The following is a 17,853-nucleotide window of genomic DNA, read 5'->3' on the forward strand; positions in this document are numbered from 1 at the left end:
TGTGGAAGCATAGTGATATGTTAAGCTAACTTGTACTAATTACCCGTGAGGCTTAACCATACAACGCCAAACGCGTTTTATGCGACAGTTTAAGCGAAGAAGTTAATATAACTAAAGTAGATTACTGAAGACTTTTTATTATCAGAAATTCCAAATTTTAGTAAGTTTGATTAAATCGAACTTACACCAAATTTGCTTGGTGACAATAGCGTTTTGGACCCACCTGACCCCATGCCGAACTCAGTAGTGAAACGAAACAGCGCCGATGATAGTGTAGCATTTGTTATGTGAAAGTAGGTCATCGCCAGGCTCCAAATTTAGTTGAAGAACTTTAACCTTAAAAATTAGAATAAGAAAATTGAAAAGAATTTTCTTGGTGACAATAGCGTTTTGGACCCACCTGACCCCATGCCGAACTCAGTAGTGAAACGAAACAGCGCCGATGATAGTGTAGCATTTGTTATGTGAAAGTAGGTCATCGCCAGGATCCTAATTGAAGAAACCCGTTTCAGAAATGAAGCGGGTTTTTTGTTTGTCCTAAAAAAAGTTCTAGGGGCTAGGTCGCTAGGAACTAGGATAGGCCATGTAGTGGTATCTAGCAATTGACTACATGCTTGCTAACTGTAACTATTAAAAGCTGTTAACTCAGTTTGTAAAATGGAATAGTTGCGTATGTCTAGCAGTCGGGTTGTGATCATTGAAGATGAAAAAGCGATTGCTGATACACTGATCCACACTCTAGAAATTGATGGCTTTGCTGTGCAGTGGTTTGCTACGGCGGGTGAGGGGCTTGAGTATATTAAAAACAGCATGCCATCCTTGTTGATTTTAGATATTGGCTTACCTGATGCTAATGGCTTTGAGTTATGCAAAAAGATAAGAGAGTTCTCCGCGGTTCCGATTATCTTTCTTACAGCCCGTAATGATGAAATAGACCGTGTAGTGGGATTAGAAATAGGCGCAGATGATTATGTGACTAAGCCATTTAGCCCGCGAGAAGTACTTGCAAGGGTTAAACTTAGAATTAGACATAGCGAACCTGCAATCAAAGCATCTACCTCCTCAGAACCTGTCTCAGGACTTTATGCTGAAAATTTCGATTATCATTTCCAAAACCAAGCATTGGCTCTCACAGCATTGGAATTTAAATTGCTGGATAAGCTAATTAGTCATCCGCGCCAAGTATTCTCCCGCGAGCAATTATTGTTGGCGGCGCAAAATCACCAAGATGCTATCTATGCCCGTAATGTAGATAGTCACATTAAGGCTATTCGCAATAAACTGCGTGCGGTATCGGCTCCTGAATGTATTCATACTAAACGTGGCTTTGGTTATTACTATGAATCCACCTAAGCCAACAAAGACAGTATTCTCTCGTCTTAAAAGATGGCCTAAGATCCCGCTTGGACTGAGGCTATTTTTACTCTATTTTGTGTTAGTGATTTTAACCGCTTACTTGGTTAGCTCGACAGTTATGAGAGAGATCAAACCAACGGTACGCCAAGCGAGCGAAGAAACGCTGGTCGATATGGCAAACATACTGGCTGTAATGGCAAGCAACCCAATGGCGAACGGGGATATTGCTCAGAGCGCTTTTGCTAAGCAAATCAACTTTTATGGTTTACGTGACCCTGATGCTGCTATTTGGGGAATTGAAAAAAAATCAGTTAATCATCGAGTTTATATAACTGATCAACAAGGCATTGTGGTGCTGGATTCATGGCTGCAGGATGTTGGTAATGATTTTTCTAAATGGAATGACGTTTACCTCACCCTACGTGGTGAGTACGGGGCACGCTCAACTGCATTAGACCCTAATGATCCGCTATCAACCGTCATGCATGTAGCGGCACCTATTCTCTATAACAATGAAATAATTGGCAGTGTCACAGTTGCTAAAGCGAACCGCTCGGTACAGCCATTTATTGATATTTCCAAGTATCGGGTATTAACTTGGTTAGCGTTAATGAGTGTACTCGCGCTTATAATTGGAGCGTTAATCGCGTGGCGTATAAATACGGCGTTATATAAGCTGGCAGACTACGCTGATAAAATGGGCCGAGGTGAAAAAACCAGTAAACCCACCTTTAGAGTTTTTTATGAATATAGCTTACTTAGTGATGCACTTGAAAATATGCGTCGTCAGCTCGATGGTAAACGATACGTAGAAAATTATGTGCAAACTCTAACACATGAGTTAAAAAGCCCATTGTCAGCGATCAAAGGGGCTAGTGAAATACTACAAACCCCTACCACGGTAGATAAACAACAGTTGTTTGCTCAGAATATTGAAACCGAAGCCACGCGAATGCAGCAATTGATCGATAAGTTGCTAGCATTAACTAGGCTTGAGCAACTCCCTGAGCTTGAACAGCGGCAATTAATTGATTTACCAGCTTTGATTGAGCAGATAAAAGCTTCTTGTATTAGCAGATTAATGACCAGGCAAGCAGAGTTAAGCGTTGTATGTGATAACAAAGTCGCTTTTGTGGGGGATCAATTTTTAATACAGCAAGCCTTGTATAATTTGCTTGAAAACGCGCTGGATTTTGTATGTGAGCAAGGCAATATAGATATTACGGTAACGCAAACCGCAGGCGAGCTTTGCATCAATGTCGAGAACACTGGCCCGAATATACCTGATTATGCTTTAGAGAGAGTAACCGAACGCTTTTATTCGCTTGCCAGAAGTAACGGACAAAAAAGTACCGGCCTTGGGCTTAATTTTGTAGAACAAGTGGTTAAGTTGCATAAAGGAAAGTTAGACATCCATAATACCCCGCAGGGCGTATCCGTTAAGCTGTTTTTACCAACTCCATAAAGACTCCACATAAGCACCATTTAAAATCCACTTTTGTCGATTACTCTAGTTCCTATATTAAATAGGGAGTAAATAACAATGAAGCAAAAACTGGAAACAAAATTGGTAATTATCATAGGCCTAATTGTACTGTTATTAGTGCCTATTTTTATGATCCAAAACCTAATAGATGAACGTGCAGAACTACAGCAACAAGTGCAAGCTGATATTGCTAAAAGTAGCAGCGGCGAGCAACAAGTCATTGGGCCGTTTATTCAAGTACAATTTATAGAAACACATACTTTGGAAGGTAAAACCACTGAACAGTTAAGAACGCTGTTGTTGCTACCTGAAACCTTAACAATAAACAGTGAATTATCTTCTTTTGAAAAATATCGAGGTATTTATAAGGCATTGCTATATCGCTCCGCGAATCACTTTGCAGGGCAATTTAATACCGAGGCTTTAAATGAATTAGCCGATAAAAAGATAAAGCAGGTGCATATGATCATGGCGATTAAAGATATTCGCGGTATTGGTCAAGGTAGTGCTATGCGCATAAATAACCAAGAATATGCGTTGCAGCCAGGCACTAAGCTGGCGCAATTGCCTGAAGGCGTTAATATTGAGCTTGATTTTAGTGCTTTGCTTGAGCAACAAACATTGGATTATCAAATTGATTTAAATCTACAAGGAATGCGAAAACTAGCTATTGCTCCTATCGGTAAAGAAACCAGTCTTAACATGCAAGCAGATTGGCCACATCCAAGTTTCGTTGGTGATTATTTACCTATCGACTCAAGTATTTCAGAACAAGGCTTTACTGCCAACTGGCAAACAAATTACTTTGCTACCAACTTAAAAGAGCTGTTTCAGCATTGTGTTTTTCAAAATCAGTGCGAACAATTTAAGCAACGTAGCATGGGAGTTAATCTTGTTGATGGGGTTGATCATTATTTAAAAAGCTATCGCGCCAGTAACTACGCAATTTTAGTGTTGATATTGGTATTTGCCAGCTTCTTTTTACTTGAAGTGCTACGCAGCGAACCTGTTCATCCGGTGCAATATGGCTTTGTAGGTTTAGCATTAGCCGTTTTTTACTTATTGTTGATATCGCTAGGTGAGCATCTTGGTTTTAACCTTGCCTACTTATTGTCAGCGCTTGCTTCTTCATTATTACTAAGTATTTATGTGGCCGGTATGTTGAAAAATACTAAGCATGGGGGGTTATTTCTGATCGGCATACTGTTTTTATACAGCTTACTGTACGGGCTATTAAGTGCAGAAGATTATGCATTGTTGATGGGCAGTTTACTGGTGTTTGTAGTGCTGAGTTTGATTATGATGCTGACCAGACAAGTTAATTGGTATCGTGGTAAAGCTGAGGAAGAATAAAATTCCAAATAAGGGTGAGACGGTAACGCGTCCCACCCTTTTTATATTAATCGTTTAGTGCGCAATGTTCTACCTCGCTAACTGTACCGCGTCCATCACTGATATAGCATTGTTCAAGCAGTGAACAATAGCAGATTGATGTTGAAATTTTAAAGCGTTGCTTATCTACAGTTTGCCATTGTGTGTCATTAAAGCTGGTTCTTTTAAAGTTTAGCAAGCTAATACTTGTGCCAGCGGCTAATAGCCTATTTTGACTCTCACTGGTAAATAGCCAACCAAATTGTTCGAAAAAGTTTATCTTGGGCGACTTTTCTTGTAGTTCTAGAAGCTGTTTTTCATAGGCGTATACATCGAAGCAGCAATCTTTTATAAGCGAGAAAATGTCTACGTACGACTGGTCATTATGAAAATACTGTACATATTTAATGATAGCAGGGCCTGAGCCTGAGTTTGTTATTTTAAGGGCGATTTCAGCTACTTTCTCTTGATCATTGAAATTACCAGATATCACTTCTAACCAGGGCCAAGTTGCGGCTTTTACCTGTCGCTCGGCGGCACTTGCTTGTAAGTAGGTGGCATAAAATGATGCGGCTGAAATAACAATAGCACACAGTGCTAGAAGTAAATTGAGACGTTCGTTAGTGAACCAAGCTTGCTGTTTAGTGTTTGTTACAGGCACCGGCAGTGACGGCTTTGAGTGTTGATCATCCATATCGTTAGTTTTTATTTTTATGAGAGTAATTAATTACTATAGTGTTTGATAAAGTGTAGATAAAATTGCGGGTAGCGAGCTACTCGCAAACATTTTCTTATAGTTAGCTATTTGATAAAAATACGGTTAGCTTCTCACCTACTTTTAAGCGGTCGCCTGAAAGGCTGTTCCATTGCTTTAGCTTAGTGATGCTGACTTTGTAATGGTTGGCTATTTTCCATAAGCTTTCACCAGATTTTACCTTATGCTCTATTTGTGTATCGGCTAACTGCGGCAGCACCAACTTTTGGCCAATACGTATGGTACTACTTTTTAAATTATTGAATGCTTTAAGCTGACTCACACTCACTTTGTAGCGTTTTGCAATAACACTCAAACTATCGCCACGTTTAACAGTGTAATGCTGCCATTGGCTGTAATCGTTGCTTTTTTGATTTGCGATCATGGTTTCAAATTGTACTTTCTCGCTGGCAGGAACGACGATATGCGGCGCATCAATAATTGCTGGGAAGCGAATAACCCCGTAATTTAAAGACTCTAACTGTTGCCATTGGGCTTTATTATCTAAAATAACTGAGCCAGAAATGGCCACTTTGGCTATCGCATCTTTATTTGCGATTGCAGGGAAGACCATCTTTTGGTTTTTTAATAATTGCGCAGCAGCAAGTAGCTTTGGTACATATTGACTGGTTTGTTTAGGTAATTTTAAACTAAAAAAGTCAGTCGGTTTGCCTTGCTTTTTATTGTTGCTGATTGCTCTAAGTACACGGCCTTCACCTAAGTTATAGGCTGCTATAGCGTGATACCAATCGCCATCAAAGCGTTTGTATAAGTACTCCATAAAATCCAGAGCAGCACGGGTACTGTCTATCACATCTTGGCGACCATCGTACCAAGGGCTAATTTTTACCTTAAAATACTTAGCTATTGAAGGGGTTAATTGCCAAAGCCCAGATGCATGCTTGTGCGAATAGGCACTGGCATCAAAGTCGCTTTCAATCAGCGGCATTAGCGCTAATTCTATCGGTAGATCCCGCTTTTCAACCTCAGTGACTATATAGTAAAGGTAAGGCTCAGCACGGCGACTTATTTCATCCATGTAATTTGGGTGCGATAAATACCAAGCAATGCGCTTTTGTACATCAGGGTGGCTAGAATTGGCAAATGTTAACTGCGCACGAATACGTTGCCACACATCATCAAGTTCTTTTGCATTTAACGGTGCTATTTTCTCAATGGGTTCGCTTTGTTTACTAACAATAGTGGCAGATTCAGCCTTAACCGCTGGTTGAGACGATGGTTGTTCTGGTGTGGTTTCACAACCTGATAAAATAACAATCAATGGCAGAATGCGGATAAATCGATTTAAAGACACGTACTAAACTACTCCGAAAAAATGAATGCGGCTAACCTAAAGCAAGTTAGCTTAACATAAGGTGAGTTAAAAATTAGCGGTGGCTGAATTTAACCAAACACACACCTAAAACATGCGCCTTGTGGTTTTTGTACATAAATTAAATCACCGCCGTGGTTGAGCATAATTTGCCTTGATAGGCTCAAGCCAATGCCAGAGCCTTGCTGCTTGGTGGTAAAAAATGGCACGAAGATCATATCTACCACATGTTCGCTAATGCCTGGGCCGTTGTCGCTAATTTCTATATAGAGTTGTTGGCTAGTGTTTTGTGCCAAGCTAATTTCGATCCTTGGTTGAACGACATTCTCAACGCTGTACTTTTGGCTACTCTTTAGTACTTCAAGAGCATTTTTTATTAAGTTTACTAATACCTGTTCTACTTGGCTGCTATCAAGCATTACTAACTGCTGATTTTTAATCGACAGTTCAATATGGGTGTGTTGTTCGCGTGCTTGTTGTTGATGCAAGGTGACAATACGCGCTAGCATATTGGCTAAATTTTCAGGCGCTAAATTAGGTTTAGGTAAGCTACTAACTTGGCGAAAACGAGCAATAAAGTCGCCTAAATGTGCCGTTCTTGATGCTAAGGTGCTTAGTGCAAGCTGTAAATCTTGTTTATCTTCAATATCAATAAAACACAGTTCTTGTGGTAGTAAATTGCTGCACGTATCAGCTAACGATGAAAGTGGGGTAATGGAGTTGGCAATTTCGTGTGTAAGTACCTTAGTTAAGCGTTTATAAGCTTGTTGTTCTTTAAGTTGTAATTGATCATGGATTGATTGCAAGCTCACTACTCGGCGTACTTTACCTTGTATTTCGGCAATACTCAGTTGAATAGAGAGGGTGTCGTGCTGCTCGCCGTTTTGCCAATAGGTGGTGCTGCGAATATTATTACTGGCGTTCAAAATTAGCTCACCAACAGCGCCTAACTCTTGCAAATGTTGAAAATTTTTCCCCAGTAACTTACTAACGGCTGGGTTTGACTCGATCACTTTGCCATTGTCATCACAGACCATAACGGCTAAATCAACATGGATGAGCAAAGCTTGTAGAAACTGTGCTTGTTGCTCGGCATTAAAACGTGCCGTTTGCATTTGTGTTTTTACTTGCTCAAATTGCTTAAGCATTGGGTGTTGTTGACCAAGCCCTAAGGTGCTGTCGCCATTCGCTAAAGCACGTATCACCATTTCAGCTTGTTTTTGCTGGCGTTTAAACAGAGAAAAAATATGCACTATTAACGCCGTCGCCACTAGTATCAGCAATAGTGAGGTTGCTGAAAAGCTGCTATTTTGGAATAAGTAACTCAGCAATGCACTCGTACTAACAAGCGCTATTATATTAATCATTAATAATAAATTAGCACGCATGTTTATAACCCATACTTTTCAAGGCGGCGATACATAGCGCCACGGGTTAAACCAAGCGCTTTGGCGGCATGGCTTACATTTCCCTGATGATGCTTAAGCGCGGCTCGTACAGTGCGTTGTTCGAGTATTTCTAAATCAAAGGTGTCGTACTGTACCTGATTGTTAAAAGTTTCCGTGTTTTGATTATTGCCAGTACTAACTGATGCTGAGTTACCGACCACTGAGCTTATATCGAGTTTATCCCCTTCAGTTAAAATAACCGCACGCTCTATAGCATGAGCCAATTCACGTACATTACCTGGCCACGGGTACTGGCAAAGTGCATTCATATCATCATCGCTAATGGTTAAGTCGCGTTTATATTTTTGCGCAAAGTGTTTTAGATAGTAATTAGCTAATAATGGAATGTCATCACTGCGCTCTCTCAGTGCCGGTAGCCGAATTTCAACGGTGTTTATTCGGTATAGCAAATCTTGGCGAAAGCGCCCGTCAATAACTGCTTGTTCGAGGTTGTCGTTAGTGGCGCAAATCAGGCGAATATCAATATCAACCGCTTTACTGCCGCCAACTGGTGTTATTTGCCTATTTTGTAGTGCAGCCAGTAATTTAGCTTGGTGTTCAAGTGCTAAATTACCCAGCTCATCTAAAAATAAGCTACCGCCTTGGGCAAGTTCAAACTTACCAATGCGATCGCTTTTTGCATCAGTAAACGCGCCTTTTTTATGACCGAATAATTCACTTTCAAAGAGGCTCTGCGCCACTGCGCCCATGTCTAAGCTCATAAAGGTTTGATTATGGCGCATACTTGCCTGATGAAGGGCATGGGCGGTGAGCTCTTTTCCTGTGCCACTTTCGCCAGTTATTAATATATTGGCATCTGTTTGTGCGGCTTTTTCGATGGTGGCAAATACATGTTGCATCGCTGCACTTTGACCTAAAAATTCAAAGTTGGGGGTGTTTAAGGCTTGGTTTAGACCTTGCTTTTGGCGGGTCAGAGTGCCCACTTGCTGTTTATCTTTGGCGTGTGAAAACGCGGCGGCAACGGCGCCAAGTAATTGCTCGTTTTGCCAAGGCTTAGCAATAAAATCAGAGGCGCCCGCTTTAATTGCATCTACTGCAAGTTGAATATCGCCGTAGGCAGTCATTAGTAATACAACAATATTAGCATCTTGCTCGATGATTTTTTTTAGCCAATAAAAGCCTTCTTTGCCGCTGATGGAGTCTTGGGTAAAGTTCATATCAAGTAAGATCACATCGATTGGCTGATCAACTTTGCGTTGCTCGTTAATGATGTCTGCAATATCAAATGGGTTGTCAGTGGTTTTAACGCTTTGGTAATGCTGTTTTAGCAATAACCGTGCGGCGATGAGAATATCTGGGTTGTCATCAACAATTAAAAGTGAGCCTGTGTGTTTCATGATTGTTATTTTTATAGAGTTTTATTTAGCCTAAAACAAAAAGGGAACAGTGTCCATAAATGGACGTTTATAAAATAGCAAAGTGTTCTATTAGCGGACACTACAAATATGTGAACAGCTAATTAAATAGCTAACCATTTGAATTTTAAATTAAATTAAAGTTGGCATAGTGATTGTAATAACTATCGGTAATTAGTTATTAAACCTGTATCAAGGTAGCCGACATGGACAAAAAAATAGAACGCTCATTTACTCAAAAATATTTAAAAAAATTCACTTTAGCTGCGCTTGCTTTAGGTGTTGCAGCGGCTGCATATGGTTTTACACAAAGTAGCGATACCGGCCGTAGCCAGCATATTGATCGTAGCAGTCTTACGGTTAGCACGGTTAAACAAGGTGCATTTAAAGATGCCTTAAGCTTACGTGGTCAAGTAGTGCCAAAAACCAGCATTTACCTTGATACCATCGCCGGTGGTCAAGTAGAAGAGCGATTAGTAGAACAAGGCGAATACGTTGAGAAAGGCCAACCGCTAGTGCGCTTAAGCAACACTAACTTACAACTTGATGTAATGAGCCGAGAAGCTCAAGTTACCGAGCAGCTTAACTTTTTACGTAATACGCAAATGACGATGGAAACGAGTCGTTTGAATTTACGCCGCGACTTATTAGAAATCGAATTAAAAATTACCCACTTAACTCGTCGATTAAAACAAACTAAACCGTTAGTTAAAAGTGGCGTATTAGCGCAGGAGCAACTTGCAGAGCTGGAAGAAGATTTAAATTATTACCAAGCTCGTAAAGAACTTACCCTTGAGCGCCAAAAGCAAGAAAACTCAATCCGTGAGGTGCAAGTCGCACAGCTTGCAGACAGCGCTAAAATGCTTGAAAAGAACCTGCAGTTTGCGCGTAGAAACCTCGATAACTTATTAATCAAAGCACCGGTATCGGGTTATTTAAGCGAGCTTGATGTGGAAATTGGTGAATCTAAAAACAGTGGCGCGCGATTAGGCCAAATAGATATTCCAAATGAATATAAATTAGTGGTACGCCTTGATGAGTTTTATTTAAACCAAGTACAGCGTGACATGACCGTGATGATTGAGCTTGAAAGCGGCACAGTGAACGCCAAGGTGAGCAAAATTGATAGTCGCGTACAACAGTCGCAATTTCAAATTGAAGTGGATTTACCCAGTAACACCAAAAGCATTAAACGCGGCCAAAGTATTGATATTGAGTTAATGCTGGGAGGCGATAAAAACAATGCCTTACTGCTTAAACGTGGCGCTTTCTTTACTAATTCTGGCGGTAACTGGGTTTATGTTATTGAGCAAGGTGGTGATAAAGCAGTGCGCCGTGATATTCGCTTAGGCAAAAAGAATCAAAACTATTTTGAAGTGCTTGAAGGGCTAAACGCTGGGGATCAAGTAATTACCTCTAGCTACAGCAACTTTGATAAAGCACAGCAACTACAATTTTAAGGAAAATAACAATGATCAAACTAACTAATTTAAGCCGCGTATTTCGTACTCAAGATGTTGAAACAACAGCGTTAAGTAATATCAATCTAACTGTAAATGAAGGTGATTTTTTAGCGATTATGGGACCTTCTGGCTGCGGTAAGTCAACTTTACTGTCTATTTTAGGCATGTTGGATTCGCCAAGCTCTGGCAGTTTTGATTTTGCTGGTACTGACATCGCAGGGTACAGCGAAAAGCAGCTGTCAGAACTTCGCAAAGCTTCAATTGGCTTTGTATTTCAAAGCTTTAACTTAATTGATGAGCTAACCGTTTATGAAAACGTAGAGTTGCCATTACAGTATCAAAAAATATCAAAAAGTGAGCGTAAGCAACGCGTTGAAGCGATTTTAAAACGGGTAGGTATTGATCACCGCGGCGAGCATTTACCACAACAATTGTCGGGTGGTCAGCAACAACGGGTAGCCGTTGCGCGTGCATTGGTGATTAATCCCAAACTAATTTTAGCCGATGAGCCAACTGGTAACCTCGATTCTAAAAACGGTGATGAAGTGATGGCCATGCTACGCGAATTAAATAAAGAAGGTACCACGGTAATTATGGTGACTCACTCAGAAAAAGAAGGTGCCTATGCTGATCGTTTAGTGCGCCTACTAGATGGCCAAGTAATGCTTGATAAAGCGAATGTTGTGCAGCAAAGCGCTGCTGAGGTTGCTTAACATGTTTATTAATTATTTAGTGACAGCCCTACGGGCATTTAAACAGCAAAAACAGCATTTTTTACTTAATATTATTGGCTTAAGTGTTGGCTTAGCTGCGGCAATTTTAGTGGCACTGTTTGCCTTTAATGAAGCTTCTTATGATGAACAGCAACCGAATGCGGATCGTGTGTATCGTGTATATCAATATTTTCCATCACTTGGAATGGGGGCACCCGTAGTCAATAAAGATGTGATCGCGTCTTTTAAAGACATGGCTGAAATTGAAGACATACTCTCACTTGATCTGGTTCCGCCTGGCTCTGAGTTTGTTCGTGATGGGGTTGGCTACAAATTAGAAAATGTACTCGCGGCGCGTAGTAACGTGACTGATTTTATCAATATCGATATTGCAGCAGGGGATCTGGCAAAAGTACTCACTACGCCAAATATGATTGCTCTCAGTGAGCAGTACGCAATACGGATTTTTGGCAGCACGGCTATTATTGGTGAGACCTTAATACAGGGTAATAAACGTTGGCAAGTCGGTGCGGTATTTGCCGATCTGCCAGATAACACTCATTTTTTCTTTCAAGCATTAATTAAAGAGCCACCAGCAAATAATAATTATCAGAATAATAATGGCTATACATATATCCGAGTTACTCCTGGCGCTGATGCTGGCAAGCTTGCAAAAGCTATTGAGCAACGTTATAGAGAGGTTGTTTATAAAGACTCTGATTATGACTCAGCGCAGCTTACGTTGAACCCTTTAACAGCCCTACATTTAACTGCCAGCTCTAATTTTGAAATGAAAATGAATGGCTCGCTTTCAACGCTGCGTATTTGTATTGGTTTAAGTATTTTGTTGGTGTTGCTAGCGGCTTTTAATTTTATCAATATGAGTATTGCGCAATCTGCAAAGCGCGCAAAAGAAGTCGGTGTTCGTAAGGCGCTTGGCGCGAGCAAATCACAAATTGTTTGCCAATTTTTAGTTGAATCATTACTTATAACCGTTTTTGCAGCACTGATAGCGTGCATGTTGGTTGAATTGGTAACGCCTGCTTTTAATCAATTAGTTGATCGTCAGCTAGCGCTTAATTACAGTTCAGCTTTAGGCGCAGCAATTGCAGTTGTTACCTTGTTGGTAGGTTTGCTTGCGGGGATTTATCCTGCGATGTTTATGTCGGCGTTTAGTGCCAAACGAGTACTTAGTGGTGACATACAACGCGGTCGCACAGCCATAGCGGTGAGAAAAAGCTTATTGGTTTTACAGTCTGCGTTGTCGGTCGCATTGATCATTGCCGCCTTATTGCTACAACAGCAGCTAGCACATTTGCAATCACTCCCTGTTGGTTACGCAAAAGAAGGCAAGCTGATGATCAGTGATATTGATGCAGGAGATATATTCTATAACCAAAACAATGTGCTGTTAGATCGCATTAACGCTATTGATGGTGTGAAACAAGCCAGCGTAATAGATATTTCACTAACCGGTGCTTATAACTCGTCACGGACATTTACGGCTGATAACGGTCAGTTTACTAAACAAACATTACCCTTTATTGGTGTGGGTAATGATGCTGTGAGTGCTTTGGACTTATCGCTGGTAGCTGGGCGTGACTTTAGTGCAAAAATGGGAGCTGATTGGTTTAATAAAGTCAGTGATACTCAAGCGACCGCGTCAGCAATATTGACCGAATCTTTAGCTAAACAAGCGGGCTATGCAACCGCAGAAGATGCAATTGGCAGCATTTGGCGTACTGACACAGGTTACGGCCAAAAACTTACCATAACGGTTGTTGGCGTTGTTAAAGATATAAAAGTAGGTAGCGTTAAAGATACACAGCCCTCCACCATCTTTATTTGCGGTTACACCAGTAGCTGGGTTGGTAGAATTATCGTTAATCTGGATTTAACACAGCTCCCGCATGTTAAGTCACAGCTTGCTAATATTTTGGCCGAAACGCTTGATATTTATGACCCAAAAATAGAAATGATGGCTGACAATTACCGTGCGCTTTATCGTAATGACGAACGCGCCACTGAGTTTGTCACTTTGTTCTCTGGCTTAGCTGTATTCTTAGCGTGTGTGGGGACCTTTGGGTTAGCATCATTCTCAGTATTACGCCGCCAAAAAGAAGTCGCGGTACGCAAAGTACTTGGCGCATCACGCATCAGCATTATGAACCTTCTGGCCAAAGAGTTTTTGATTTTAGTGTTGGGTAGTGTAGCTATTGCATACCCGCTTACTTATTGGCTGGTGGGTGATTGGCTCGCAAATTTTAATGAGCGGGTTGATCAAGCGCTATGGGTTTATTTGGTTGCTGCTTTGAGTGTTGCTGCGATCACTTGGCTCACCGTTGCCAGCCTTGCCTTTAAAGCCGCCAGTACACGGCCATCACTTACTTTACGTTATGAATAAATTGAGGTTTTAGTCAAAACCAAGGTCTATCGGCGTAGCTGATGGGGCATTTTTAGGTAGAACAGGTAAGGTTAAAGGTAAAAATGTTAGTATCACACATTACCATGGCGTTTAGGGTATTTAAGCTGCATAAGTTGTACGCGTTTTTGAATGTCTTTGGGTTAGGCATAGGTCTTGCCGCGGCGCTGTTAGTGGCGTTATTCGCAGAGTACGAGTTGTCGTTTGATAAAATGCAGCCCGATCATCAGCAAGTATATCGTTTGCATGTTGATGTAAATGTACCAGGCTTAGATGAGATCCCATTAACGGTCGTAAGCATTGCGCAAACAGTGTCTTCACGTAGCGATGTAAGCGACTTATTGGTGCTGGCAGATGTGGTCGATAGCGATTTGCTTTCCGATCATATTAATGTTGCAGGGCAAGCATTTAAGCTGCGTAATTTATATGGCACATCGGCTAATATTCGCGATTTTATTCATTTAGAGGTAATGCTTGGCAACCTAGAACAAGCACTCTCTTTGCCCAATCAAATCGCCCTGAGTGACAGTGAAGCCACAAGGCTGTTTGGTAGCGCCAGTAAAGCGTTCAGACAAACGTTATTGATGGGCGAGCAAAGTATCACTGTGGGTGCTGTTTTTGATGATTTACCCAATAACAGCCACTTTTTGTTTCATGCTTTAGTGTCTGTTGATTTCACCGAACATAATGATATATCGAGTTATGTTTATCTAAAAACTCAGCAAGGAGCTGATTTAAAAGACATAGAAAAGCAGTTAGCTAGCCGTCTTATCGAAAAATATCAGTTAAAGAATAGCCAACTTGAGTATCGTTTAGTGCCGATGCGAGAGGTGTACTTTAAAGCCCATTCGCCCTTTGAATTTAAACCTGGCGGGTCGGCATTTTTAGTGAACTTGAGCATAGTGCTATGTGTCTTACTGCTTGCCATTGCCGCAGCCAATTACATTAATATTGCGGTATCGCAATTGCTTTATCGCAGCAAAGAAATTGCCATGCGCAAAACCTTGGGGGCGAGTAAGCGACAATTAATGCTGCAATTTTTGTTAGAGGCCTTGCTAATGGTTGCCCTTGCTACGGTGTTAGCGTTGTGTTGGGTTGAGATGTTATTACCAAGTTTTAGTAGCTTAGCAAACCGCCCATTGCAGCTAGTTTGGGGCTGGTCACAATTGCTAGCTGTATTGGGTGTGGTGTTTTTATTGGCTTTTATATCTGGTGCTTATCCGGCTTTTTGTGTCGCACGCGCACCGCTGAAAAGTTTACTTGCAGGGCAATTGCAAACAGGTCAGGTGGTGCGTAAAGGCCTGTTAGTATTTCAATCAGCCATGGCAATGGCCTTAATTGTTTGTACTATGGTGAGCTTACAACAGTTAACGTTCTTGCAAAACTTGTCGCTTGGTTATGATGCGACAGATCGTATTGTGATACACGATTTAAGCAGCAAGCTATTGATGGAAAAAGAACACGCGATACTCAATGAGATCCGTGCGCTGCCCGGTGTTGTGCAAGTGACCACCACAGATACAGATTTAAGCGACAGCATTCTTGAAAGCTTTTATTTCCGTTGGCCCAATGGCTATGAAGAAAGCGAACTGCCACCGACCATAGGCACAGGTTTCCATGCCGTTGAAACCTTGGGTCTGACACTACTTGCAGGTCGAGATTTTTCACCACAGTTTCAGAGCGATTGGTTGCACTCTACCAATGAGCATACTGGGCCGCAGCAAGGCGAAGGCAATCCTCAAGCAATGGCTATTTTGGTGACCGAACAAATGGCAAAGCGTGCAGGCTACGATAATGTGGATGAGGTGGTGGGTCTGCAAGTTCAGGGGCTTTATCGCAATATTAATGCAACCATTGTCGGTGTGGTAAAAGACATTAAAGTCGGCTCGGCGAAAGATGATTGGCTACCTGTGTCATTTTCAGCAGGGTATAGCTCGCAATCAACCGTTCGATTGGTGATAAGCACCGAAAAAGCAAACTTTCCTCAATTATTTAATCAGTTACGCCAGCTTTTAAAGCAGTTTAATTTAACCGCCGATCCGCAATTTAGCCTGATGCAGCAAGACTTAGCCAAGGTTTATCGCGTTGAGCAAGATTTGTTTGTGCTCATTCGAAATTTCTCTGTGCTGGCCATGTTTTTAAGTGGCTTAGGTTTATTTGGACTTGCAGCGTTTGCAGCGAAAAGTCAGCAAAAGCAATTAGCTATTCGAAAAGTATTAGGTGCAACCCGTTTAAGTTTAGTTAATCTACTTGCCCGTGAGTTTTTAATCATAGTGTTCGCAGCGGCGGCAATTGCTTTACCTCTAGCTTATTGGTTAATGGATAACTGGTTGCAAGGTTTTAACGACCGTATTGAGCAAACCATTTGGGTATATGGCGCTGCGGCGCTTGTGGTCGCACTCTTTACTTGGCTCACCGTTGCCAGCCTTGCCTTTAAAGCCGCCAGTACACGGCCTTCGCTTGTTTTACGCGATGAGTAGGTAGGTGTGATAAAAAATTAGTTACAACATTCAAACCAAGGCCTTTCGTTTATCGAGAGGCCTATTGTCGCCATAAATGACGAGCTACAATTTGAGGGGGATAGATAGCAGCGGGTTTATCCCGCGACAGGAATTTAAATCGAGCTTTTTGCTCGCAAACTTGAGTTGTAAAGTTTAAATATCTTTAATTCTTATCGCCGGATTACCAGCAACCACTGTATTTGCAGCAATATCTTTGGTCACTACTGAGCCTGCGCCAATAACAGCGTTATCAGCAATGGTAATACCTGCTAATACAATAACACTCGCGCCAATCCAGACGTTATTGCCTATGGTAATGGGGGCTGCAAAGTTTTCTTTATTGAGCCGCTCTATGGGATTTACTGCATGAGAGACCGCTAATAGCTGTACATTGGGACCAATTAAACAATCACTGCCAATAGTTATAGCACCCTCATTAATTGGCGCATCTAATACAGTGCAGTTAATGTTTATAAAAGTACGATCACCAATTTGCATTTGACTGCCATAGTCAAAGTGTAACCCCGCTTCAATAATCACGCCTTCGCCACACTCAGCAAACATGCTTTTAATACGTTTCAAATTGCCTTTGCTGGGGCTCTTTGCAAACATGCGGCAAGTCTCATGGGCAGTTTTGCGTTGCTCTAAGTATGACTTATCAAGGCTATTGAATTTATTCATGAAGTAACGTCGTTATTTATAATTGCACTTAGCTTAACTTGATTGCTAATAAGGTCAACGCTTGAAGGAGGTTATTATATTTTGATGAAATGAGCGGTATTTTTATACATTCACTTGCCATTTATATAGTTTCGTTTAAAATCTCGTAACTTTCGAAACGAAACTTAAATGATTCACTTAATGACTAAACGAAACACCCAGCAACGTCGTCACCTTATTCTTACTCAAATTAATGAGCTAGGAGAAGTAGCTGTTGATGTACTTGCTGAACAATTTCAAACCTCTGAAGTGACCATTCGTAAAGACCTAACAGCTCTTGAAAAAAGCGGACTATTACTGCGCCGCTATGGTGGTGCAATTGCGCTACCGCAAGAAATTGTAAGCGATGACATTGATTCAAAGCGTAAAGTGGCGATTGCAAAAGCCGCAGCAGCACTCATCAAAGATCACAATCGCATCATTATCGACAGTGGCCGCACAACGGCGGCAATGATCCCTGAGCTTGGCAATAAGCGCGGTTTAGTGGTGATGACCAATGCCATTAAGGTCGCTAACCGGTTATTAGCGCTGGAAAACGAGCCAACACTTTTGATGACCGGTGGCACTTGGGACCCACATTCAGAGTCGTTTCAGGGGCAAGTGGCAGAAAACGTTTTACGCTCATATGACTTTGATCAGCTCTTTATTGGTGCTGATGGCATTGATGTTGAGCGCGGTACTACTACCTTCAATGAGCTTGTGGGCTTAAGCCAAGTAATGGCAGGCGCTGCCCGTGAAGTTATTGTGCTGGTGGAGTCAGAAAAAATTGGCCGAAAAATCCCTAATTTAGAACTACCTTGGCAGCAAGTGACTACGCTTATCACCGACAGCAACTTGGCGCTTGATGCTCGCCAAGCTATCGAGGCATGCGGTGTGCAGTTGATTTGCGCTGAGCTATAAACTTACAAAT

General features: G+C 41.5%; 13 protein-coding genes and 2 rRNA genes. 10 read left to right on the forward strand and 5 right to left on the reverse strand.

Translation table 11 applies throughout. The features are described 5' to 3' along the window. The first annotated feature begins 195 nt into the window (after nt 1–195). From rrf (A7968_RS11045) to creD, 5 genes are all read left to right on the forward strand, one after another. Nucleotides 196–310, forward strand: a 5S ribosomal RNA gene (gene rrf, locus A7968_RS11045). Nucleotides 311–372: 62 nt separating this feature from the next. Continuing rightward, nucleotides 373–487 (forward strand): 5S ribosomal RNA (gene rrf, locus A7968_RS11050). 185 nt (nt 488–672) lie between these two features. Beyond that, on the forward strand, nt 673–1,353 hold the full coding sequence (locus tag A7968_RS11055; RefSeq protein WP_064666645.1) for a response regulator: 681 nt from the start codon (nt 673–675) through the stop codon (nt 1,351–1,353). Then, nucleotides 1,340–2,821, forward strand: a complete 1,482-nt coding sequence (creC, locus tag A7968_RS11060; protein WP_064666646.1) for a two-component system sensor histidine kinase CreC — start codon at nt 1,340–1,342, stop codon at nt 2,819–2,821. Before A7968_RS11055 ends, creC begins: the two co-directional genes overlap by 14 nt. Before the next feature lie 78 nt (nt 2,822–2,899). Continuing rightward, complete coding sequence (gene creD / locus A7968_RS11065; protein WP_064666647.1) at nt 2,900–4,195, forward strand: cell envelope integrity protein CreD; 1,296 nt, start codon at nt 2,900–2,902, stop codon at nt 4,193–4,195. A 46-nt stretch (nt 4,196–4,241) separates the two neighbouring features. Here the strand turns inward: creD and A7968_RS11070 are convergent, their stop codons facing one another. From A7968_RS11070 to A7968_RS11085, 4 genes are all read right to left on the reverse strand, one after another. Beyond that, on the reverse strand, nt 4,242–4,907 hold the full coding sequence (locus A7968_RS11070) for a hypothetical protein (RefSeq protein ID WP_064666648.1): 666 nt from the start codon (nt 4,905–4,907) through the stop codon (nt 4,242–4,244). A gap of 103 nt (nt 4,908–5,010) precedes the next feature. Next, nucleotides 5,011–6,282, reverse strand: coding sequence for a LysM peptidoglycan-binding domain-containing protein (locus A7968_RS11075; protein ID WP_064666649.1), 1,272 nt, complete (start codon nt 6,280–6,282; stop codon nt 5,011–5,013). A gap of 89 nt (nt 6,283–6,371) precedes the next feature. Beyond that, complete coding sequence (locus tag A7968_RS11080) at nt 6,372–7,688, reverse strand: sensor histidine kinase (protein ID WP_064666650.1); 1,317 nt, start codon at nt 7,686–7,688, stop codon at nt 6,372–6,374. Nucleotides 7,689–7,690: 2 nt separating this feature from the next. Beyond that, on the reverse strand, nt 7,691–9,106 hold the full coding sequence (locus A7968_RS11085; protein WP_064666651.1) for a sigma-54-dependent transcriptional regulator: 1,416 nt from the start codon (nt 9,104–9,106) through the stop codon (nt 7,691–7,693). 224 nt (nt 9,107–9,330) lie between these two features. Between A7968_RS11085 and A7968_RS11090 the strand changes: the two genes are divergently transcribed. The 4 genes from A7968_RS11090 (at nt 9,331) to A7968_RS11105 (ending at nt 16,202) form a co-directional block, all read left to right on the forward strand. Then, a complete protein-coding gene (locus tag A7968_RS11090) occupies nt 9,331–10,584 on the forward strand; it encodes an efflux RND transporter periplasmic adaptor subunit (protein ID WP_064666652.1) in 1,254 nt (417 codons plus the stop codon). A gap of 11 nt (nt 10,585–10,595) precedes the next feature. Continuing rightward, on the forward strand, nt 10,596–11,300 hold the full coding sequence (locus tag A7968_RS11095) for an ABC transporter ATP-binding protein (protein ID WP_064666653.1): 705 nt from the start codon (nt 10,596–10,598) through the stop codon (nt 11,298–11,300). A 1-nt stretch (nt 11,301) separates the two neighbouring features. Continuing rightward, a complete protein-coding gene (locus tag A7968_RS11100) occupies nt 11,302–13,704 on the forward strand; it encodes an ABC transporter permease (protein WP_064666654.1) in 2,403 nt (800 codons plus the stop codon). 83 nt (nt 13,705–13,787) lie between these two features. Continuing rightward, nucleotides 13,788–16,202, forward strand: coding sequence for an ABC transporter permease (locus tag A7968_RS11105; RefSeq protein ID WP_064666655.1), 2,415 nt, complete (start codon nt 13,788–13,790; stop codon nt 16,200–16,202). 174 nt (nt 16,203–16,376) lie between these two features. Here A7968_RS11105 and A7968_RS11110 read toward each other — a convergent pair whose 3' ends face one another. After that, entirely contained in the window at nt 16,377–16,904 is a 528-nt protein-coding gene (locus A7968_RS11110) for a sugar O-acetyltransferase (RefSeq protein ID WP_064666656.1), read from the reverse strand. A gap of 180 nt (nt 16,905–17,084) precedes the next feature. Here A7968_RS11110 and A7968_RS11115 point away from each other — a divergent pair, with 180 nt between their 5' ends. Next, nucleotides 17,085–17,843 (forward strand): DeoR/GlpR family DNA-binding transcription regulator, encoded by a 759-nt coding sequence (locus A7968_RS11115; RefSeq protein WP_064666869.1) that lies wholly within the window; start codon nt 17,085–17,087, stop codon nt 17,841–17,843. The last annotated feature ends 10 nt before the right edge of the window (nt 17,844–17,853 follow it).

Source organism: Pseudoalteromonas prydzensis (assembly GCF_001661495.1).
In the GTDB taxonomy this organism is placed as follows: Bacteria; Pseudomonadota; Gammaproteobacteria; order Enterobacterales; family Alteromonadaceae; genus Pseudoalteromonas; species Pseudoalteromonas prydzensis.